The organism is Streptomyces endophytica (assembly GCF_026153355.1).
GTDB lineage: Bacteria > Actinomycetota > Actinomycetes > Streptomycetales > Streptomycetaceae > Streptomyces > Streptomyces endophytica.
In genome coordinates, this window is record NZ_CP110636.1 from 497,834 (window position 1) to 517,040 (window position 19,207).

The 19,207-nt window shown below is 72.7% G+C and carries 16 protein-coding genes, 3 pseudogenes and 1 riboswitch; of the genes and pseudogenes, 8 read left to right on the top strand and 11 right to left on the bottom strand.

The features are described from left to right. Window positions 1-68: 68 nt before the first annotated feature. The 5 genes and pseudogenes from OJ254_RS02225 to OJ254_RS02245 form a co-directional block, all read right to left on the bottom strand. Window positions 69-1,823, bottom strand: coding sequence for an ABC transporter substrate-binding protein (locus tag OJ254_RS02225; protein WP_265361023.1), 1,755 nt, complete (start codon window positions 1,821-1,823; stop codon window positions 69-71). 105 nt (window positions 1,824-1,928) lie between these two features. Further along, window positions 1,929-2,927, bottom strand: a complete 999-nt coding sequence (locus tag OJ254_RS02230) for an ABC transporter permease (protein WP_265361024.1) — start codon at window positions 2,925-2,927, stop codon at window positions 1,929-1,931. 419 nt (window positions 2,928-3,346) lie between these two features. Then, window positions 3,347-4,143, bottom strand: a pseudogene (locus OJ254_RS02235) (enhanced serine sensitivity protein SseB C-terminal domain-containing protein). A 118-nt stretch (window positions 4,144-4,261) separates the two neighbouring features. Then, a pseudogene (locus tag OJ254_RS02240) lies at window positions 4,262-5,064 on the bottom strand (enhanced serine sensitivity protein SseB). 134 nt (window positions 5,065-5,198) lie between these two features. Next, the gene (locus tag OJ254_RS02245) at window positions 5,199-5,942 is read right to left on the bottom strand and encodes an AAA family ATPase (protein WP_265361025.1); all 744 of its coding nucleotides are present in this window, start codon (window positions 5,940-5,942) and stop codon (window positions 5,199-5,201) included. A 223-nt stretch (window positions 5,943-6,165) separates the two neighbouring features. Then, window positions 6,166-6,261, top strand: a riboswitch (glycine riboswitch). A 148-nt stretch (window positions 6,262-6,409) separates the two neighbouring features. On the opposite strand from OJ254_RS02245, the gene gcvT reads away from it, so the two are divergent. The 6 genes and pseudogenes from gcvT to OJ254_RS02275 all read left to right on the top strand — a co-directional run bounded on the left by gcvT (window position 6,410) and on the right by OJ254_RS02275 (window position 12,775). Beyond that, window positions 6,410-7,537: a glycine cleavage system aminomethyltransferase GcvT gene (gene gcvT / locus OJ254_RS02250; RefSeq protein ID WP_265361026.1), complete on the top strand. Its 1,128-nt coding sequence runs from the start codon at window positions 6,410-6,412 to the stop codon at window positions 7,535-7,537. Between the two features lie 130 nt (window positions 7,538-7,667). After that, window positions 7,668-8,045: pseudogene (gene gcvH, locus OJ254_RS02255) on the top strand (glycine cleavage system protein GcvH). 52 nt (window positions 8,046-8,097) lie between these two features. Then, on the top strand, window positions 8,098-9,183 hold the full coding sequence (locus OJ254_RS02260) for a serine hydroxymethyltransferase (protein WP_279349572.1): 1,086 nt from the start codon (window positions 8,098-8,100) through the stop codon (window positions 9,181-9,183). 486 nt (window positions 9,184-9,669) lie between these two features. Next, window positions 9,670-10,371: an APC family permease gene (locus OJ254_RS02265; protein ID WP_265361027.1), complete on the top strand. Its 702-nt coding sequence runs from the start codon at window positions 9,670-9,672 to the stop codon at window positions 10,369-10,371. Next, window positions 10,368-10,922: an APC family permease gene (locus OJ254_RS02270; RefSeq protein ID WP_265361028.1), complete on the top strand. Its 555-nt coding sequence runs from the start codon at window positions 10,368-10,370 to the stop codon at window positions 10,920-10,922. The genes OJ254_RS02265 and OJ254_RS02270 overlap by 4 nt, the downstream gene beginning before the upstream one ends. Before the next feature lie 482 nt (window positions 10,923-11,404). Further along, the gene (locus tag OJ254_RS02275; RefSeq protein WP_265361029.1) at window positions 11,405-12,775 is read left to right on the top strand and encodes an L-serine ammonia-lyase; all 1,371 of its coding nucleotides are present in this window, start codon (window positions 11,405-11,407) and stop codon (window positions 12,773-12,775) included. Here the strand turns inward: OJ254_RS02275 and OJ254_RS02280 are convergent. From OJ254_RS02280 to OJ254_RS02295, 4 genes are all read right to left on the bottom strand, one after another. Next, window positions 12,762-13,118 carry a hypothetical protein gene (locus OJ254_RS02280; protein ID WP_265361030.1) on the bottom strand — a complete coding sequence of 119 codons (357 nt, stop codon included), beginning with the start codon at window positions 13,116-13,118 and terminating at the stop codon, window positions 12,762-12,764. The genes OJ254_RS02275 and OJ254_RS02280 overlap by 14 nt on opposite strands. 142 nt (window positions 13,119-13,260) lie before the next feature. After that, window positions 13,261-13,905, bottom strand: a complete 645-nt coding sequence (locus OJ254_RS02285) for a phosphatase PAP2 family protein (RefSeq protein ID WP_265361031.1) — start codon at window positions 13,903-13,905, stop codon at window positions 13,261-13,263. A gap of 142 nt (window positions 13,906-14,047) precedes the next feature. Continuing rightward, complete coding sequence (locus tag OJ254_RS02290) at window positions 14,048-14,653, bottom strand: phosphatase PAP2 family protein (RefSeq protein WP_265361032.1); 606 nt, start codon at window positions 14,651-14,653, stop codon at window positions 14,048-14,050. Beyond that, a complete protein-coding gene (locus OJ254_RS02295) occupies window positions 14,650-15,348 on the bottom strand; it encodes a DedA family protein (protein ID WP_265361033.1) in 699 nt (232 codons plus the stop codon). Before OJ254_RS02295 ends, OJ254_RS02290 begins: the two co-directional genes overlap by 4 nt. A gap of 115 nt (window positions 15,349-15,463) precedes the next feature. Here OJ254_RS02295 and OJ254_RS02300 point away from each other — a divergent pair, with 115 nt between their 5' ends. Both OJ254_RS02300 and OJ254_RS02305 read left to right on the top strand, forming a co-directional pair. Beyond that, window positions 15,464-15,877, top strand: coding sequence for a BlaI/MecI/CopY family transcriptional regulator (locus OJ254_RS02300; RefSeq protein WP_265361034.1), 414 nt, complete (start codon window positions 15,464-15,466; stop codon window positions 15,875-15,877). Continuing rightward, window positions 15,874-16,830, top strand: a complete 957-nt coding sequence (locus OJ254_RS02305) for a M56 family metallopeptidase (protein WP_265361035.1) — start codon at window positions 15,874-15,876, stop codon at window positions 16,828-16,830. The genes OJ254_RS02300 and OJ254_RS02305 overlap by 4 nt, the downstream gene beginning before the upstream one ends. Before the next feature lie 32 nt (window positions 16,831-16,862). Here OJ254_RS02305 and OJ254_RS02310 read toward each other — a convergent pair whose 3' ends face one another. Together OJ254_RS02310 and OJ254_RS02315 are read right to left on the bottom strand one after the other, a co-directional pair. Beyond that, window positions 16,863-18,323, bottom strand: a complete 1,461-nt coding sequence (locus OJ254_RS02310; RefSeq protein ID WP_265361036.1) for a sensor histidine kinase — start codon at window positions 18,321-18,323, stop codon at window positions 16,863-16,865. A gap of 1 nt (window position 18,324) precedes the next feature. Continuing rightward, window positions 18,325-19,092 carry a response regulator transcription factor gene (locus OJ254_RS02315; RefSeq protein ID WP_265361037.1) on the bottom strand — a complete coding sequence of 256 codons (768 nt, stop codon included), beginning with the start codon at window positions 19,090-19,092 and terminating at the stop codon, window positions 18,325-18,327. Between the last annotated feature and the right edge of the window lie 115 nt (window positions 19,093-19,207).

Genomic DNA, 19,207 nt, shown 5'->3' on the forward strand with positions numbered 1-19,207 from the left:
CGTCGGCGCCGCGGGCCGGCCGGAACCGGCCCGCGGACACCAATGCCTTCACCTGCCTTCCAGGGCTGCTACTTCTTGACGCCGATGTTGAGGTAGTCGTACTGACCGCTGAAGGCCGAGGTGGACACCAGGTTGGTGGCCTTGGGCGAGCGGTACATCAGGACCTTGAAGTAGGTGAGCGGGACCAGCGCCGCCTGCTCCATCGTCTTCTTGTCGATCTCGGCGTACGCCTTCTCGCGGGCCGCCTTGTCGGTGTTGGCGATGGCCGTTTCGAGCAGCTTGTTGATCTCCGGGTCGTCCAGCTCGGACAGGTTGGTGTTGCCGGACTTGCTGATCGCCTTGCCGTTCAGGATCTGCTGCAGGTAGCCGTAGCCGGTGGGGAAGTCGGAGCCCCACTGCATCATGATCAGGCCGACGTTGTTCTTCTTGTTGAACTCCGGCACACCGGCGTAGTCCGAGAAGTACTTGCTCGTCGGGTACGACTGGATCTTGGCGGTGACGCCGATCTTCTTGAGTGACTCGATGACCGAGGTGGCCGCGTCGACCTCGTCCTGGCGGTCGTTGCGGGCCAGGATCGTGGTCGTGGTCTTGCCGGCGCCGCACTTGTCCCAGTGCTTCTTGGCCTCGGCCAGGTCGAGCTTGTCGCCGTTGTACTTCTGCGGGTACAGGTCGTACTTCTGGTAGCCGGCGATGTCGGTCGGCAGGACCGTGGAGGCCAGCTCACCGCGGATCGGGCCGCCGAGCGCGGTCTGGACGGCCTTCTTGTCGATCGCGTACTCGATCGCCTTGCGGCACTCGAGGTTGTCGAACGGTTTCACCTTGGTGTTGATCGCCGTGTAGACGAGGCGCTGGCCGAGCGCGTTGTCGGTGTTGGCCTTCTCGTCGGAGTTGGTCAGCAGCTGGGCCTGCGTCTGGCCGTCGACGCCGCGGCCGGCCAGGTCGACCAGGGTGTTGCCGGACTGGAGGTCCTTGTCGATCGTCGACTGGGCGACCTTCAGGTTCAGCACGATCTTGTCCGGGAGCTGCTTGCGCAGCGGGTCGGTCTTCGCCGACCACTGCGGGTTGCGGACCAGGGTGAGCTGCTTGCCCTCCTGGTAGCTCTGGAACTTGTACGAGCCGGTGGACAGCACGGACTTGGTGTAGTCCGCGCCCTTGTCCTTGGCCTGCGGGACCGGCGCGGTCTGCGGGGCGCTGACCAGGTAGTCGAACTCGGCGAACGGCTTCTTGAGGTGGAAGACGACCGTCTGGTCGTCGGGGGTCTCGATGGACTTCAGACCGGCCTTGCTCTTGTCCTTGTAGGGACCCTTGTAGCCGCCGCCGTCGTTGTCCTTGAGGAACTGCTGGAAGTAGTTCGGGCCCAGCGAGAGCACGTCACGCGCGAAGTTGGAGCGCTCCACGGCGTACTTGACGTCCTGCGAGGTGACGGTGGAGCCGTCGTCGTACTTGATGCCCTTGCGGAGCTTGTACGTCCAGGTCTTGCCGCCGTCGCTGGGCTTGCCCATCGACTCCGCGAGGTCCGGGACCAGCTGGTTGCCCTTGGGGCCGGGGCCCGGCTTGAAGGTGGTCAGCGGGCGCGCGTAGAGCCGGCTGAAGTTGTAGATGAAGGCGTAGTAGGTGTTGCCCGGGTCGAACGACTCGGGGGCGTCGCTCATCGCGTAGGTGACCGTGCCGCCCTTCGCGTCCGAGGCGTTGACGACGCCCTTGGTGGCGGCGTTGGCCTCGCCCGAGCCTTCCGAGGAGCCCTTGCCCCCGCTGCAGCCGGCCAGCAAAAGGCCCGCACTGGTGATGGCCGCTATGGTCGCGACCGGAACTGACCTTCGCATGGTGGTCGGTGTCCCCTTCGTTCGGTCTTCGTACGGTCTTCGTTCGTCGAGAAACGTCACAACACAAAGCGCGGTGGCGGCTGGGGCGGGTTGCCCGCGGTGCCGTCAGCGGCTGCGCGGGTCCAGCGCGTCCCGCAGACCGTCACCGAGCAGGTTGAACGCGAGCACGGTGACGAAGATCGCGAGGCCGGGGACGATCATGTACTGAGGGTCGACCTCGTAGTACTTGACCGCCTGGTTGAGCATGCCGCCCCATGAGGCCTGGGGCGGCTGGATGCCGACGCCCAGGAAGCTCAGCGCGGCCTCGAAGAGGATGTTGGAGGGGATCAGCAGCGTCGAGTAGACGATGATGGGGCCCACCAGGTTGGGCAGCAGCTCCCGGAAGAGGATGAACGGTCCGCGCGCGCCCATGCCCCGGGCGGCGTCCACGAATTCCCGCTCGCGCAGCGACAGCGTCTGCGCGCGCACGATCCGTCCCATGTACGGCCAGTTGAAGAAGCCGATCACGAAGATCAGCACCGAGATGTGCAGCGGCAGGCCCTCCAGGCCGAAGGCGCCGCCCTGCAGCGAGGCGGAGATCGCGATGGCGAACAGCAGCAGCGGGAACGCCAGGAAGACGTCCATCATGCGGCTGATGAAGGCGTCCACCCGCCCGCGGTAGAAGCCGGCGATCACGCCGAGCACGGTGCCGATGGCGACCGACAACAGCGTGGCGCCGAACGCCACGATCAGCGACACCCAGGAGCCCTCCAGGACCCGGGCGAGCAGATCGCGGCCGAACTTCGGGTCCACGCCGAGCAGGTGGTCCCCGCTCATCCCGCCGAAGTCCCCCTTGGGCAGCGTGGTGTTGGGGTCGATCAGCGACTCGTTGGGCGCGTTGGGGTCCAGCCCGAGCAGGGCCTGCAGCGGGCGGGAGAGCGCCGCGACGGCGATCAGCAGGATGACAACGATGGCACCCGCCACCGCGACCTTGTCCCGCCGGAAGCGCAGCCATGCGATCTGGCCGAGCGAGCGCCCTTCGATGCGCTTGCTCGCCACGCCCTCCAGCACCGCTTCCGGCTGCGCCTCGGCAGCCGCCCCGGTGGTCTCGATCGGTGCGGTCACGGTGCCTTTGACCCCTCTCGGCCGACGGTGGCCGGCCCCTGCCCGCCGCGGTAGCGGCCTGGTTCACGTCAATTGGTGCACTGCGGAGCAAGTCCGGTGATCCTCATGGGAGTTCACCTTGCGGAAGGAAGCGGTTCACCCGATGCCGACCGGAATGACGCTCGCACAAAGGACCGAGGCCCTTGTTGTTTCCGGAGTCTTCATCCCCTTCGCGATCAGTCACCAGCCCTGACAAGGAAAGGATGCGCAACTGTGATGTGCTCCACGACTTTCCGTTATACGGACACAAGTTCGGGCTGAGCGGAGCGAAGACCCGCGGGAGGGCGCCTCAACCGCGGGGCGTACGGGGCGAATTCACCACAAGAACCCTGCCGGAGCGACACGCTCCGACGGTGGTGGTCGGGCGACGGGCGGGACTGTCAGTAAGGGCGCGGGTAGCCGTAGCCGTACGAGGGTGCCGGCGGCTGGGCCGGCTGCTGGGTGTAGCCGTCACGGTCGAAGAACGGCCGCGCGGCGGCCCGCATCCACATGGCGACCGGGTCGTACTCGTCGTTCATCGCGACCGTGGAGACCGGCAATCCGTCCGGAACGGCACCGATCGACTGCTGGATCATCAACCGGGCGGAATCCACCGCCTGCGGGCCGGTGTCATACAGATCCAGACCGATCGCCAGATACGGGGCGCCGAGCGCGGGCTGCACCCAGGCGCGGCGCAACGACCGTACGGCGGGCGTGCGATGGGCGTTCTGCGCCAGCAGCGCGTAGAACTGCGGGATGTTGATGACCGGATCGGAGATCCGCAGCGGGCCGGCGGGCAGCCGGTCGAGGCGCCGGCGATCCGGCGCAGATCCAGCCACGGAATGCCGACTCCGCCGCCGGGAGAGTGCGGATTCAGCCACAGTCCCCAGCGGTCGGGGAAGAGCGCGGCGGCGATCTCCACGCCACCGACGACCTCGTGGTCGCGGTTCCAGCCGGAGGCGGCGAGTTCGGGCGCGGAGGTCACGCAGGGGGCGTAACCGAGGCCGTCGACCTCCATGTTGCCGTACTGCGCGTCGGGCGAACCGGCCCGGCCGTGCCAGAGCAGCATCCAGACCTGGCCCGCGGCGAGTGCGTGCAGCAGCGCCTCGTAGGCGTCGTAACGGCCGGGCGAGACCTGCTGCAGCAGCTGCTCCAGCTGTCCGGCCGCCGCCGGCCCCTGATGCGCACCCGCACTCACGTGGTCCGTCCCTTCTCCCGGCAGGGCACGTGTGGGTGCGCCCGCGTCATCCAACCAGCTTAGGGCTTGCCGATGGTCCAGGGCCGGAAGGCCGCGGCCTCCGCGACAACGGCGAACCCTAGGAGTGCTCGCGCGAGTAGAAGGGCCGTACCCGCTCCAGCATCCAGTCGGCGACCGGGTCGCCCTGGGCGAGGTCGAGCATGACGAGCTGGACGGGCCAGGGCACCGGCACCGCGCCGAGGGCTCGCCCGAGGCCCGCGAGCACCACGTCGCGGGCCGATCCGTCGTGCAGCGCCTCGGGGACCGTGGCGACCTGGACACCGACGAACAGCGCGGGCGTGTCGCCTTCGACACTGGCCAGGACACGCCGGGCAGTCAGGACAATTCCGACGCCGGAGAACTCCAGTCCGGCGGCGGCCAGGAAGTCCACCGGCTCGTCCTGCCAGTCCGGTTCGAAGAGCCGCACCCGGCCGCCGCTCGGCAGCCCGCCGCTGTCCGGTTCCTGACGTCCCGAACGGCACAATTCGGCCACCGCGGGCGGCGGTACCGGGACGCCGACCGTCCCGTCCGGGTTCACCACGATCCCGATCTTCGGCGGCAGTCCGCGGGCGAACTCCACGGCCGGGGCGACGGTGAAGGACATGTGCGAGCCGACGACCCGCAGGAACTCCTGCTCGGAGCTGTAGACCGGCACGTAGGCCAGCCCGCCGATGTCGACGGTGGGCAGGTCCAGCCCGCGGTACCGAGGCCCGCACCGTCCGGGCCGCCGCCGTTGGGCAGCGGCACCCACACCCGGCTGCGGCCCAGGACCTCGACGATCCGGCCGCCGGCGCCGGGATGGCCGACCGAGGCGGCCAGCACCTCTTCGAGCTCGTTCGCCGGCCAGGCCAGCTGCGGTATCCCCTGCTCCGGAAAGTTCATCTCATCCACCCGTGTTCCACACCGCATTCCGCGCTTTCTGGCCCATGACCCTAGACGAGAGAAGGCCGCGGCCGCGCGTACGGTGCCGGGTCCCGCCGCGGCGAGCGGCGGCGCGGGCGGAGGGGCGGCGCCGGTCAGCGGAAGGTGACGGTTTCCAGGGCGCTCGCCGCGCGGCGGTCCAGCAGCACGGCCGAGGCGAATCCCCGCGGCAGCCGGGCCGCCTCCGCGCCGCCGACCAGCCCGGCCACCGCCCGGCGGTGCCGGGCGAAGGCGTACCCCGACACCCCGCGGCCGCGCGCCTCCTGGCCGGCCCGGGCCACCTCCGGTGCCACGTCGAGCAGCACGAGGTGCAGCCCGCGGCCGCCGCGGCCGGCCGCCCGGGCGATCCAGCGGCGCACCCACGCCAGCGTCCCGCAGTCGTGCACCACCACGCTGCGGCCGGAGCGCAGCGCCCTGCCGAGCGCCAGGTAGTGCGCGGCCCGGACCAGCGGGCGGTACAGGCCGTAGGGCAGCCGGCGCAGCCGGCCGCGCTCCCAGCGTTCGCGGACGTCCTGGGAGTCGATCCGGTGCACCTCGGCCCCGCCGCCGTCCAGCGGCGGCACGACGCGGTGCATCAGGGTGCTCTTGCCGCTGCCCGGCAGACCGGAGACGACCACCAGGTCACCGGGCGGGAACCGCAGCTCGGCGGCGGCCCGGGACCGGCCGGCGCCGCGCAGGTCCACCACCCGCGCGCCGCGCCCCGGCCGGACGACCGGGCGCGCCGGGCGCCGGGCCCGGGGCGCGGCGGCGCGGACCGTCACCGCCTCGGCGGCGCGGACCGTCACCGGCTCTTCGGGTCCGGCCTCCGATGTGGCCGCGAGTGCCGCGTCCCTGTGCATCGTGATCACCCTCCCCGTCCGGGTCACGGTCCGGCCCGAGGCCGGTTCCCTACCCGCAGAGTGTCAAGAAAAGGTAATGACCATCAAGGTGATTGCGCGATCCGCCCACGTCGGGCGCGGTGCGACGACCAGGCCTCCTGTATTCGGCGATCCCGTGCAATGATGTGCGCGCCACGTGCACATCTCGGTTCACCCGTGCACCGCCAACTCCATACCGGCCGCTTGAATCCGCGCGGGAGAGTCCCCGGCCGCCACGGCGGGGCGCCGAAGGAGCAAGTCCTCCCTTGAATCTCTCAGGCCCCTATACCGCGCGGCGAGGCAGATCTGAAAAGCGAGTCCGGCCCGGCCCACGGGCGGCTCCACCCAAGGTGCAAACCGGGCCCGTTCGCGGGCTCCCGGTGAACCTCTCAGGTTCCGATGACAGATGGGGAGAACGTCTTGTCACCCCTGCCTGGGAGCCCAGAACCATGACTGATGCCCCCCGCCGCACGGCGCTCGATGCCACGCATCGGGCACTCGGCGCGACCATGACCGACTTCGCCGGCTGGGACATGCCACTGCGCTACGGCAGCGAGCGCGACGAACACGTCGCGGTCCGCAGCCGCGCCGGCCTCTTCGACCTCTCCCACATGGGCGAGATCACCGTCACCGGCCCGCAGGCCGCCGACCTCCTCGACTTCGCCCTGGTCGGCAACATCGGCGGGGTGAAGACCGGCCGCGCCCGGTACACCATGATCTGCAACGCCGAGGGCGGCATCCTCGACGACCTGATCGTCTACCGACTGGCGGACCAGGAGTACATGGTCGTCGCCAACGCCTCCAACGCCCAGGTCGTGCTGGACGCGCTGACCGCCCGGGGCGGCGGCTTCGACGCCGTGGTCCGCGACGACCGGGACGCCTACGCGCTGCTCGCGGTGCAGGGCCCGGAGTCCCCCGGCATCCTCAAGAAGGTGACGGACGCCGATCTGGACGGGCTGAAGTACTACGCCGGCCTGCCCGGCACGGTCGCCGGCGTCGAGGCGCTGATCGCCCGTACCGGCTACACCGGCGAGGACGGCTTCGAGCTGTTCGTCCGGCCGGCCGACGCGGTCGCCCTCTGGGAGGCGCTGACCGAGGCCGGCAAGGACGTGGGCCTGGTGCCGTGCGGGCTGTCCTGCCGGGACACCCTGCGCCTGGAGGCGGGCATGCCGCTGTACGGGCACGAGCTCACCACCGCCACCACCCCGTTCGACGCGGGCCTGGGCCGGGTCGTGAAGTTCGAGAAGACGACCAACAACGGCGACTTCGTCGGCCGTGCCGCGCTGGAGGTGGCCGCCGAACGCGCCGAGGCCGCCCCGCCGCGCAAGCTGGTCGGGCTGATCGCCCAGGGCCGTCGGGTCCCGCGCGCGGGCTACCCGGTCGTCTCCGCCGACGGCACGGTGATCGGCGAGGTCACCTCGGGCGCCCCCTCCCCCACGCTCGGCAAGCCGATCGCCATCGCGTACGTCGAGGCGGCCTACGCCACACCGGGCACCGAGGGTGTCCACGTGGACATCCGTGGAAGCCATGAGCCGTACGAGGTCATCGCGCTGCCCTTCTACAAGCGGCAGAAGTAACGGTTCGTCCCGGCGGACCGGGCGGCGGCGCGCCACCGCGCGTCTCACTGTGCAAGACGCTCCCCCCGGACTTCGTCCGGGGAGGTGCCCCCATTCACGATCACACCCTCGCGTACAGGAGAATCGAGCCATGAGCAACCCCCAGCAGCTGCGCTACAGCAAGGAGCACGAGTGGCTGTCGGCCGCCGAGGAAGGCGTCTCGACGGTCGGCATCACGGAGCACGCGGCGAACGCGCTCGGCGACGTCGTCTACGTGCAGCTCCCTGAGGTCGGCTCCACGGTCACGGCGGGCGAGAGCTGCGGTGAGCTGGAGTCGACCAAGTCGGTCAGCGATCTCTACGCGCCCGTGCACGGCGAGATCGTGGAGATCAACGAGGACGTCGTCAACGACCCTCGCTGGTGAACTCCGCCCCGTTCGAGGGCGGTTGGCTGTTCAAGGTGAAGATGAGCGACGAGCCCGCGCGAGCTGCTGACGGCCGACGAGTACGCCGCGTTCATCACCGAGTGAGCCACCCCGCCCGGAAGTGCTCTGTGCCCTCCGACCCCTCCAGGAAAGACTCATGTCGCTTCTGAACAGCTCCCTGCACGAGCTCGACCCCGACGTCGCCGCGGCCGTCGACGCCGAGCTGCACCGCCAGCAGTCCACCCTCGAAATGATCGCCTCGGAGAACTTCGCTCCCGTCGCGGTCATGGAGGCCCAGGGCTCCGTCCTCACCAACAAGTACGCCGAGGGCTACCCCGGCCGCCGCTACTACGGCGGCTGCGAGCACGTCGACGTCGTCGAACAGATCGCCATCGACCGCATCAAGGCCCTCTTCGACGCGCCTTACGCCAACGTCCAGCCCCACTCCGGCGCCCAGGCCAACGCGGCCGCCATGTTCGCCCTGCTCAAGCCGGGCGACACCATCCTGGGTCTCAACCTCGCCCACGGCGGGCACCTGACCCACGGCATGAAGATCAACTTCAGCGGCAAGCTCTACCACGTCGTGCCCTACCACGTCGACGAGAAGACCAACCTGGTCGACATGGACGAGGTCGAGCGCCTGGCCAAGGAGCACCGGCCCAAGCTCATCGTCGCCGGCTGGTCCGCCTACCCCCGCCAGCTCGACTTCGCCGCCTTCGCCGTATCGCGGACGAGGTCGGCGCGTACCTCATGGTCGACATGGCGCAACTTCGCGGGTCTGGTCGCGGCCGGGCTGCACCCCTCGCCCGTCCCGCACGCCCACGTGGTGACCACCACCACCCACAAGACCCTCGGCGGTCCCGCGGCGGCGTCATCCTCTCCGCCACCCCCGAGATCTCCAAGAAGATCAACTCCGCCGTCTTCCCCGGTCAGCAGGGCGGCCCGCTGGAGCACGTCATCGCGGCGAAGGCGGTCTCCTTCAAGGTCGCCGCGTCCGACGAGTTCAAGGAGCGCCAGCAGCGCACGCTGGAAGGCGCCAAGATCCTCGCCGAGCGCCTGGTCCAGGACGACGTCACCGAGCACGGTGTGTCGGTCCTGTCCGGCGGCACCGACGTCCACCTCGTCCTGGTCGACCTGCGCAACAGCCAGCTCGACGGCCAGCAGGCCGAGGACCGCCTCCACGAGGTCGGCATCACCGTCAACCGCAACGCCATCCCCAACGACCCCCGGCCCCCGATGGTGACCTCGGGTCTGCGGATCGGCACCCCGGCCCTGGCCACCCCGGCTTCACGGCCGAGGACTTCCGCGAGGTCGCCGACGTCATCGCCCAGGCCCTCAAGCCCGACTACGACGCCGAGGCCCTCAAGGCCCGGGTCACCGCGCTCGCGGAGAAGTACCCGCTCTAACCCGTCGCTGTGACGCGTCTCATGCGGTGATCCTCCGGCCCGTCGCGCAGCGGCGGACGGAGGCCCAACGGGCCGTGAGCCCGGGGCCGTTGGTCCCGGGCTCACGGTCTGCATGCCCGGATTTCCCTCCCCTTTCCTCGCCCTCGCGCGCCCGCACAGCGGAACCGGTGATTCACGGTGATTCGCGCGAAATAAGGTGTCAGCTGCATTTCCGCAGCGGCCTTCAACGGCGAGGGGGCATTTTCGACAGCAGGACGGACGACACCACCCCATGGACATGAGCGCGGGGCGACCGGAAGGGGCTCAGCCTCTTCGCCCTCATCATGATCGGCATCGGCTCGATCTTCGGCTCCGGCTGGCTCTTCGGCGCCGGTGCCGCCGCCCAGGTGGCGGGCCCGGCGGCGCTGGTCGCCTGGGTGATCGGTGCCGTCTTCATCGGCATGATCGCGATGTCCTACGCGGAGGTCGGCGCGGCCTACCCGATCCCCGGCGGAATGGCCCGCTACGGCCACCTCTCGCACGGTCCGGTGCTCGGCTTCGTCACCGGCTGGGCGGTGTGGATCGCGGTCGCCTCGCTCATCCCGATCGAGTCGATCGCCGCCACCCAGTACATGACGTCCTGGGGCTTCGGCTGGGCGAAGGGGCTGGTCGGACCGGCCGGCCACCAGCTCTCGGCGTCCGGCATGGCCGTGGCGCTGGCCCTGACCGTCGCGCTCTGGCTGACCTGCTACTGGTCGGTGCAGCTGCTGGCCCGCGCGAACACCGTGCTCACCGTGGTGAAGTTCGCCATCCCGGTGGCCGCCGTGGCGGCGCTGGCCGCCTCCGGCTTCCACACCTCGAACTTCACCGCACAGGGCGGCTTCGCCCCGTACGGGTGGCCGGCCGTGCTCACCGCCGTCACCACCTGCGGCGTGGTCTTCGCGTTCAACGGCTTCCAGGCCGTGGTCAACCTCGGCGGCGCCGCCCGGAACCCCGGCCGGGCCATCCGGTCGCCCTGGTCGGTGCGCTCGCCCTGGGCCTGGTGATCTACCTGGCACTGCAGACCGCGTACCTGGGGGCGGTGCCGCCCGAGCAGCTGGCCCGGTCCGGCGGCTGGCAGGGCGTGAACCTGAGCTCGCCGTTCGCCGACCTCGCCAAGCTGCTGATGCTGCACTGGGTGGTCACGATGCTGCAGTTCGGCGCGTTCATCTCGCCGGCCGGCTCCAACATCGCCAACGTGGCCTCGGCCGCGTACATGGTCACCAACCTGGCGGAGACCGGCTTCTTCCCGCGGAGGCTGGCGGCCGTGCACCCGCGGTACGGCACCGCCCGCCCGGCGATGTGGCTCAACCTCGGCTTCTCCGTCCTGTTGCTGCTGACCGTCGGGCGCAGCTGGCAGGCGCTGGCCGGGGTGGTCTCGGCGGCCATGGTCATCTCGTACCTGATCGGCCCGATCGCGGTGGGGGTGCTGCGCCGGACCGCGCCGGAGCTGCCCCGTCCGTTCCGGCTGCCGGCCGCCGGGTCCTCTGCCCGGTCACCTTCGCCTTCGCGGCCTGCGCGCTGTACTGGTCGAAGTGGCCGGACACCGGCAAGGTGACCGCGCTGACGCTGCTCTCCGTGCCGATCGCGGTGCTGGTGCTGCGCCACAGGCCGGGTCGCTCGGCGCGGCACGGCTGCGGCGGCAGTTCGCCCCGGCCTGGTGGATGATCGCCTTCCTGCTGTGGCTGGCCCGCGCTGTCCGCGCTGGGCAGCCCGGACTTCGGCGGGCGCGGCGTCATCCCCGACGGCCTGGACATCGCCCTGGTCGCGCTCTCCGCGCCGGCCTTCTACTTCTGGGCCGTACGGGCCGGCGTGCGGGCCCGTACGACCGGTCTGACCGGCCCGCCGGCCGCCACGGTGGCCGGCCCGGCACCCGCGGTGACCCCGACACCTCCTGTTACACCCGCCGACGACCGCCCGACGGTTTCCGTCTGACGGCACCGCGCCGGGTCCGCGTTACGCTCGACATTCGGCGCAGAAACGTACCTCCTGTCCCATAGCTCCACCGTCCACCACGAGCAGACAAGGGAGTCCGCCCCCGTGGCCATCTCCGTCTTCGACCTCTTCTCCATCGGCATAGGTCCCTCCAGCTCCCACACCGTCGGCCCGATGCGCGCCGCCCGGATGTTCGCCGGCCGGCTCAAGAAGGACGGTCTGCTCGCCCGCACGACCCGGGTCCGCGCCGAGCTCTTCGGCTCGCTGGGCGCCACCGGCCACGGCCACGGCACCCCCAAGGCCGTCCTGCTCGGTCTGGCGGGCGACTCCCCCCGCACCGTCGACGTCGAGACCGCCGACGACCGCGTCGCGGCGATCAAGGAGTCCGGGCGGATCAGCCTGCTCGGCACCCACGAGATCGCCTTCGACTTCGACGAGGACCTGGTCCTGCACCGCCGCAAGACCCTGCCGTACCACGCCAACGGCATGACGATCTGGGCCTACGACGCGGACGGCACCGAGCTGCTCGGCAAGACGTACTACTCGGTGGGCGGCGGCTTCGTCGTCGATGAGGACGCGGTGGAGGGCGAGAACCCGATCGTCCCGGACGACACGGTCCTGAAGTACCCCTTCCGCACCGGCGACGAGCTGCTGCGCCTGGCCGAGCAGACCGGCCTGTCCATCTCCGCCCTGATGCTGGAGAACGAGAAGGCCTGGCGCACCGAGGACGAGATCCGCGAGGGCCTGCTGGAGATCTGGCGGGTGATGCAGGCCTGCGTGACGCGCGGCATGTCCCGTGAGGGCATCCTGCCGGGCGGCCTGAAGGTGCGCCGGCGGGCGGCCGGCTCGGCCCGCAAGCTGCGTGCCGAGGGCGACGCCACCGCCCGCGCCATGGAGTGGATCACCCTCTACGCGATGGCCGTCAACGAGGAGAACGCCGCCGGCGGCCGGGTCGTGACCGCGCCGACGAACGGCGCCGCCGGCATCATCCCGGCCGTGCTGCACTACTACATCAACTTCGTGCCCGGTGCCGACGAGGAGGGTGTGGTGCGCTTCCTGCTCGCCGCCGGCGCCATCGGCATGCTCTTCAAGGAGAACGCCTCCATCTCCGGCGCCGAGGTCGGCTGCCAGGGCGAGGTCGGCTCGGCCTGCTCCATGGCCGCCGGCGGCCTGGCCGAGGTCCTGGGCGGCTCCCCCGAGCAGGTGGAGAACGCCGCCGAGATCGGCATGGAGCACAACCTCGGCCTGACCTGCGACCCGGTCGGCGGCCTGGTCCAGATCCCGTGCATCGAGCGCAACGGCATGGCCGCCGTCAAGGCCGTCACCGCCGCCCGCATGGCGCTGCGCGGCGACGGCCGGCACCACGTCTCCCTCGACAAGGTCATCAAGACCATGAAGGACACCGGCGCCGACATGTCCGTCAAGTACAAGGAGACGGCCCGCGGCGGCCTCGCCGTCAACATCATCGAGTGCTGACGGCGAGGGCCTGAAAAACGTCCGTACCGGCGCGGCTACCTGCCGATCTCCCAGGCGAACGGCGGGAGTTCGCGGGCCCGGAGTAGATCTCCAGGGCGTGCCGCGCCGGGACGAACGGGTGCACGCGGGCGCCTTCGAGGCCGGCCAGCAGGCGGGCGCAGTGGTGCACGCAGCCGGCCACCTCGCGGCCGTGGCGGTCGACGATGGTGGCGGCGTCCTTCGGTCCCTCGCACGGGGTGGGGTCCTTGACGGCGGCGGCCGGGCAGCGGCCCCGCGGGGCCCCGGCGACGGTCTCCTGGTCGGCTGCCGGGCGCGGGAGCCGGGCGTCGAACGGCTGGTTCATGGCGATCTCCCCCTGGCGGTGCGGTGCGGTGGTGCGTGCCGTGGGCGGTGGCGGGATCCTTGCGGTCCCGGTGCCCAGGACAGTGGTGCTCCGCGCGGGCGGCGTCCATGCCGCCTTGGGGAAGACCTGGTCGGATCGTCAGCTATTCATGGGAATGCCCACCCCTGGGCTGCGTTGCCCCGGGGTGCGCCCGGGGCGCCCGGCGGCGGAAGGCGGCCGGTTCCAGGAGCAGGGCGAGGGTGAGCCAGGTGGCGGCCAGCAGCCAGCCGCCGACGACGTCGCCGAGCCAGTGGACGCCCAGGTAGACCCGGGTGACGCCGACCCCGGCGGCCCAGACGGCGAGGACCGCGCACCAGGTGCGGGCGACGGCGGGGCCGCAGCGGTGCGCCAGGCCCCAGGCGAGCAGGCCGGCCGCGAGGGCGGAGGTGGTGGCGTGGCCGGAGGGGAACGCGTATCCGGTGGCGTGCCCGGCCCAGTCGGCGACCGGTGGGCGGGCCCGGGCGAGCAGTTCCATCAGGCCGTAGCGGACCGCCTGGCCGACGGCGAGGACGACCACGGTGCAGGTCACGGCCAGGAGGCGGCCGGTCGCGCCGCGGCCGGCCAGCAGACCGGCGAGGACGGCCATCAGGTAGGGGACGAGGCCGGTGCCGGTGGCGGTCAGGGCCCGCGCCAGTGACCGCACCGGCTCGCCGTGGTGGGCGGCGGCCCAGTGGACGGTGTCCTGTTCGGGGGCGAGCGGGGTGCCGTGGCGTACGGAGACGGTGACCGCGGCGGCGGCGAAGAGCACCGCGCAGACCGCGGCCAGGGCGAGGAGCGTGCCGTTGCCCGGCCGGGGGACGGAGCCGGGGCCCAGTTCCGGCCGTGGTTCCCGGCCCGCCGGGGGTTCGGGGCCGGCCCGGGCCCGGTCCCCGGCTGCCCTTCCGGCGCGGTCACCGCGCGGCCACCAGGGGGCGCAGCCGGGTGGCGCGGAGCCGGGCGACGGCGGGGGCCGCGCGGTGGGCGAGCGGGGTGAGGGCCCAGGCCACCAGGCCGCCGGTGAGCAGGCCGACGGCGGCGTCGTGCGGGTAGTGGGCGCCGATCCAGACCCGGGAGGCCGCCATCAGGACGGCAGCCACGGCGGCGATCCGGCCGAGCTGCCGGTCGCACAGGAGGAGCGCGACCGCGGCGGCCGCGGCGATGGCGGAGTGGTTGCTGGGGAAGGACCAGTCGCCGGGCCCGGGGCAGGCCTCCACGGTGAGGGTGTGCAGCGTCCGGCACGGCCGCTGCTCGTCGAAGAGGCTCTTGACCAGGTCGTTGGCGGCGTAGGCGACCACCACGGTCGCGGGGGCGGCCAGGGCCGTGGCCATCGCGCCGGGCCCACGGCGGCGCGCCCGCCACCAGGCGAGCAGCATCAGCACGGCGAAGAGCGCCAGGCCGTAGTCGCTCCAGGCGGCGACAGCGGTGTTCAGGCCGTGCGGGGCGCGGTGCGCGAGGCCGGTGATCCAGGTGTAGGCGGCGCCGTCGAGGGAGGCTCCGCCGAGGGCGAGGGGGGTCACGGGTGCTGCTCCTCCGGATCGGCCGTCGCCGGGCGCCGGCGGGCGCGCAGCACCTCCAGGGCGATCGGGGTCAGCGACACCGCCACCACGAGGGCCACCAGCGGCAGCAGATAGCGGTCGACGTTCGGGACGGACGAGCCGAGGGCGTATCCGGCGAGGGTGAGGCCGAGCGTCCAGACCAGTCCGCCGGTGATCTGCCAGAGGGTGAAGGTGCGGGCGGGCACGTGCAGGGCCCCGGCCAGCGGGTTCAGGACGGTGCGCACGATCGGCACGAAGCGGGCGAGGACGATGGCCTTGGCGTGGCCGTAGCGGGCGAGGTACTCCTCGGCGCGGGCGGCGGCCTCGTGCAGTTTGCGGGCGCGGCTGCGGGCCAGCAGGGCGCGGCCGCCGCGCCGGCCCAGCCAGTAGCCGGTCTGGGAGCCGGCGAGCGTGCCGGCCGCGGCGGCGAGGAGCACCTGGGGCAGGGCGAGGTGCACAGCGCCGCCGGCGCCCGGGGCGCAGAGCAGCCCGGCGGTGAAGAGCAGGGAGTCGCCGGGCAGGAAGAACCCGACCAGCAGTCCGGTCTCGGCGAACAGGACGACGGCGACGCCGAGCGCCCCGAACGCGGCGAGCAGCGAGCCGGCGTCGAGCACGTCGACCGCCTGGCCCATGCCCGTCGCGGCTGTGACCTGCGCGAACGCCGCGGCTACGGCCATGTCGGTGGCCCCTCCCATAATGGGTTGCGGGCCTGCCGTGCGACCGGCCCGACCGACTACAGTCACGTAGACGGTCTACGGAACTGTAGACGACGAGCAGGTGAAGGGCGTTCCCATGTCGGAGACACCACCCGTGCAGCGGCGCCCCTCCGGTGAGCTGGAGGCGAGCGTGCTCGCCGCGCTCTGGACGGCCGAGAGACCGCTCAGCCCGGCCGAGGTGCAGAGCGCCCTCGGCGGCCGGCTGGCCCGTACGACCGTCACGACGATCCTGTCCCGGCTGCACGACAAGGGCGCGGTGTCCCGCTCCCGGGCGGGCCGCGGCTTCGTGTACTCCCCGATACAGGACTCCGCGGGGCTGACCGCCCGGCGGATGCGCAGCGAGCTCGACAAACAGCACGACCGCGGCACCGCGCTCGCCCGCTTCGTCTCCCAGCTCACCCGCGAGGACGAGCAGTTGCTGCGCTCCCTGCTGGAGAGCGCCGGGGACGCCCCACAGGGGACACCGCCCGCCCCGGGGGCCGCCCCGTGATCATCGCCGTCTGGATCCCGCTGCTGATGCCGCTGCTCGCGGTGCCCGCCGCCCGCCGGCTGGCCGAGTCGCTGCCGCCGCGCGCCGCGGCCTGGCTGCTGACCGGCTGCGCCGCCCTGCTCGCCGGCTGCACGACCGCCGCGCTCGGCCTGCTGGCGGCCGCCGGGGCACTGCGGCTGCCGCCGGTCGCCGCCCTCGGCCACCTCTCCCTCCCGCTGGCCGACGGCGATCCGGCCGTCATGCTCCCCGCCGCCGGGGCCGCCGGCGTCCTGCTGGCCGCCTGCGCCCTCGCCGCCGCGTACCGCGCCCGCCGCCACCGCACCGAACTGCGCACGGCCCGGCGCGCCACCGCACCGCACCCGGTCTCCGGCGATCTGTGCGTGCTGCCGGACGCCGAACCCGACGCGTACGCCCTCCCGGGGCGGCCGGGCCGGGTCGTGGTCACCGCCGGGATGCTGCGGGCGCTGCCCGCCGCCGAGCGCGAGGCGCTGTTCGCCCACGAGCGCGCCCATCTGGCCGCCCGGCACCACCTCTTCCTGCTCGCCGCCGCGCTCGCCGAGGTCTGCCATCCGCTGCTCCACGGCCTGCGGGCGCCGCTGGCGTACGCCCTGGAGCGCTGGGCGGACGAGGCGGCCGCCGCCCGGGTCGGCGACCGCCGGGTGACCGCCCGCGCCATCGGCCGCGCCGCTCTGGCCGCCGGCCCGCACGCCCCGGCACCGAACCGCCCCCGTACGGTCCTCGCCGCGACCACCGGCCCGGTGCCGCGCCGGGTCGCCGCGCTGCTCGGCTCCGGACCGGCCGCCGGCCGCCCCCGGACACGGTCCGGCTTCCGCGGCCGCCGGCTCGTCGCCGCGGCCCTGCTCAGCTGCGTCACGTTCTCCGCGGCGGCCGCCCTGGACGCCGCGGCGGACCTGCATGCGTCGGTGGAGGTGGCCCAGGGCGAGGCCCGCTGAGGGACGGGGCCGGCCCACCGGCCCGGGCCCGGTCAGTGGGCGTATCCCCGGCCGACCGTGAAGCCCAGGACGGCGCCGCCGCCGGGGCGGGCGGCCGCGAAGGCGTGGCCGCCGTGGGCGGTGGCGATCTCCCGGACGATGGCCAGGCCGAGACCCGAGCCCGGGAGCCCACGGGCGGCCGCCGAGCGGTAGAAGCGGTCGAAGACCCGGGTGAGGTCGGCCTCGGCGATCCCCGGGCCCCGGTCGAGGACCTCGATCCGGGCGCCGGTGACCCGCACCTCGATCGGTTCGATGCCGCCCGCGTCGAATTTGGCGGCGTTCTCCAGCAGATTGCCGATCGCCCGGTTCAGCGCGGCCGGCCGCCCCCAGGCGACCGCCGGGCGGAGGGTCCGTACGGTGATCTCACGGCCGGTGCGGCGGCGGGCCGACGCGGCCGCCTTCTCCGCGACCTCCGCCAGGCTCACCTCCGACAGCGGGTCGTCGTCGCGCTGCCCGGCCGCCAGCCCGACCAGCTCGTTGACCAGATCGCTGAGCTCCCGGGCCTCACCCGCCAGGTCGGCGAGCAGCTCCTCGCGGGCGTCCGGCGGCAGGTCCTCGAACCGCTTCAGCAGCGAGATGTTGGTGCGCAGCGAGGTCAGCGGGGTGCGCAGCTCGTGCCCGGCGTCCTGCACGAGGCGCTGCTGGTCCTGGACGGCGCTGGCCAGCCGCCCCAGCATGTCGTCGAAGGCCCGCCCCAGCCGGGCGACCTCGTCCCGGCCGGCCACCGGCACCGGCACGTCCAGCCGCCCGTGCTCGGCGACGCTCTCCGCGACCGACGTCAGGCGCACCAGCCGCCCGGTGATCCGGCGCGCCAGCCACCAGCCGACCGTGCCGGCCAGCGCGATGACCACCGCCGCCAGCAGGACGGTGCGCTGCTGCAGCGCCGACAGCAGGTCCTCGGTCTCGCTGAACTTCTGGGCGACCTGCACCGCCCCGCGGCCGTCACCGAGCGCGACGGTCGCGACGTGGTACTCGTCGTCGCCGATGTCCGCCTCCCGCTTCGCGTACCGGCCGGCCTGCGGATCGGTGGCGATCCGCCGCTCGGCGGCACCGGCCGGCAGGGCCGGGCGCCCCAGCTCCACGATCCGGCCGCCGGCACCCAGGATCTGCACATCGGTACGGGTCGGCCGGGTCAGGTCGTCGCGCGGCCCGTCGTGGTCCGGGTCGGAGGTCGCGTAGTCGGCCGGCCCGAACTCCTTCTCCTGCACCTGGGTGCGCAGATCTCGGACGACCTCGGAGAACACCGACCTCTCGTCCACCCGCACCAGCCGCGCCGCCGCGTCGTAGCTGAGGAACCCCACGAGCACGGTGACCACCGCGGCCCCGGTCGCGAACGCCACCGCGAAGGCGGTCCGCAGACTGGCCGGCCGGCGGGTGCGCAGCCAGGCCGTCCGCCCGCGGTCCCGCCAGGCGCCGGCCCGGGACCGGAACCAGGCCCGCAGCCGCGCGGGCACGTCAGTCCTCCCGCAGGACGTAGCCGACGCCCCGTACCGTGTGGATCAGCGGGCGGCTGCCCGGGACGTCGACCTTGCGCCGCAGGTAGCCGACGTACACCGCGAGGTTCTTGGAGCCCGGCCCGAAGTCGTAGCCCCAGATCCGGTCGTAGATCGTCGAGTGGTCCAGGACGATCCCGGCGTTCCGGGCGAGCAGCTCCAGCAGCTCGAACTCGGTCCGGGTCAGCTCCAGCTCCCGGTCCCCGCGCCAGGCGCGGCGCGAGGGCCCGTCGATCCGCAGGTCCGCGGCCTCCACGACCCCGCTGTCCGCCGCCCGCACGTCGTACCCGCCGGCCGCTTCGTCCCCGCCCGGCCCGGGAGCCGCCCCGGCAGCGCCGCCCACCGCCGCCTCGGCCCCGCCCGCCGTGGTCCGCCGCAGCAGCGCCCGCAGCCGGGCGAAGACCTCCTCGACCTCGAACGGCTTGACCACGTAGTCGTCCGCCCCGGCGTCCAGACCGGCGATCCGGTCCGCGGTCTCGACCCGGGCGGTCAGCATCAGGATCGGGGTGCGGTCCTGCTCGGCCCGCAGCACCTGGCACACCTGCAGCCCGTCGATGCCCGGCATCATCACGTCCAGCAGGATCACGTCCGGCCGCTCGCGGTGCGCGGCGGCCAGCGCCTGGATCCCGTCGGCGACCGCGGTGACCCGGTACCCCTCCAGGGTCAGGGCACGCTCCAGGGCGGTGCGGATGGGGCGGTCGTCCTCGGCCAGCAGTACGGAATGGGTCACCCGGCAAGTCTGCCAAGGCCACGGCGGGGCGGCGGCGGGCGGCCGGCCCGGCGGCGGGTTTCTTACCCGGCTCTCACCCGTGGTTCTTACCGGCCTCTCACCCCTGCCACGCAGT

Excerpts from the sequence above, each read along its gene's own strand:
- OJ254_RS02245 (WP_265361025.1), bottom strand. The coding sequence starts at position 5,942 with ATGCACAGGGACGCGGCACTCGCGGCCACATCGGAGGCCGGACCCGAA.
- OJ254_RS02265 (WP_265361027.1), top strand. The coding sequence starts at position 9,670 with ATGATCGGCATCGGCTCGATCTTCGGCTCCGGCTGGCTCTTCGGCGCC.
- gcvT (WP_265361026.1), top strand. The coding sequence starts at position 6,410 with ATGACTGATGCCCCCCGCCGCACGGCGCTCGATGCCACGCATCGGGCA.
- OJ254_RS02280 (WP_265361030.1), bottom strand. The coding sequence starts at position 13,118 with ATGAACCAGCCGTTCGACGCCCGGCTCCCGCGCCCGGCAGCCGACCAG.
- OJ254_RS02260 (WP_279349572.1), top strand. The coding sequence starts at position 8,098 with ATGTCGCTTCTGAACAGCTCCCTGCACGAGCTCGACCCCGACGTCGCC.
- OJ254_RS02225 (WP_265361023.1), bottom strand. The coding sequence starts at position 1,823 with ATGCGAAGGTCAGTTCCGGTCGCGACCATAGCGGCCATCACCAGTGCG.
- OJ254_RS02300 (WP_265361034.1), top strand. The coding sequence starts at position 15,464 with ATGTCGGAGACACCACCCGTGCAGCGGCGCCCCTCCGGTGAGCTGGAG.
- OJ254_RS02295 (WP_265361033.1), bottom strand. The coding sequence starts at position 15,348 with ATGGCCGTAGCCGCGGCGTTCGCGCAGGTCACAGCCGCGACGGGCATG.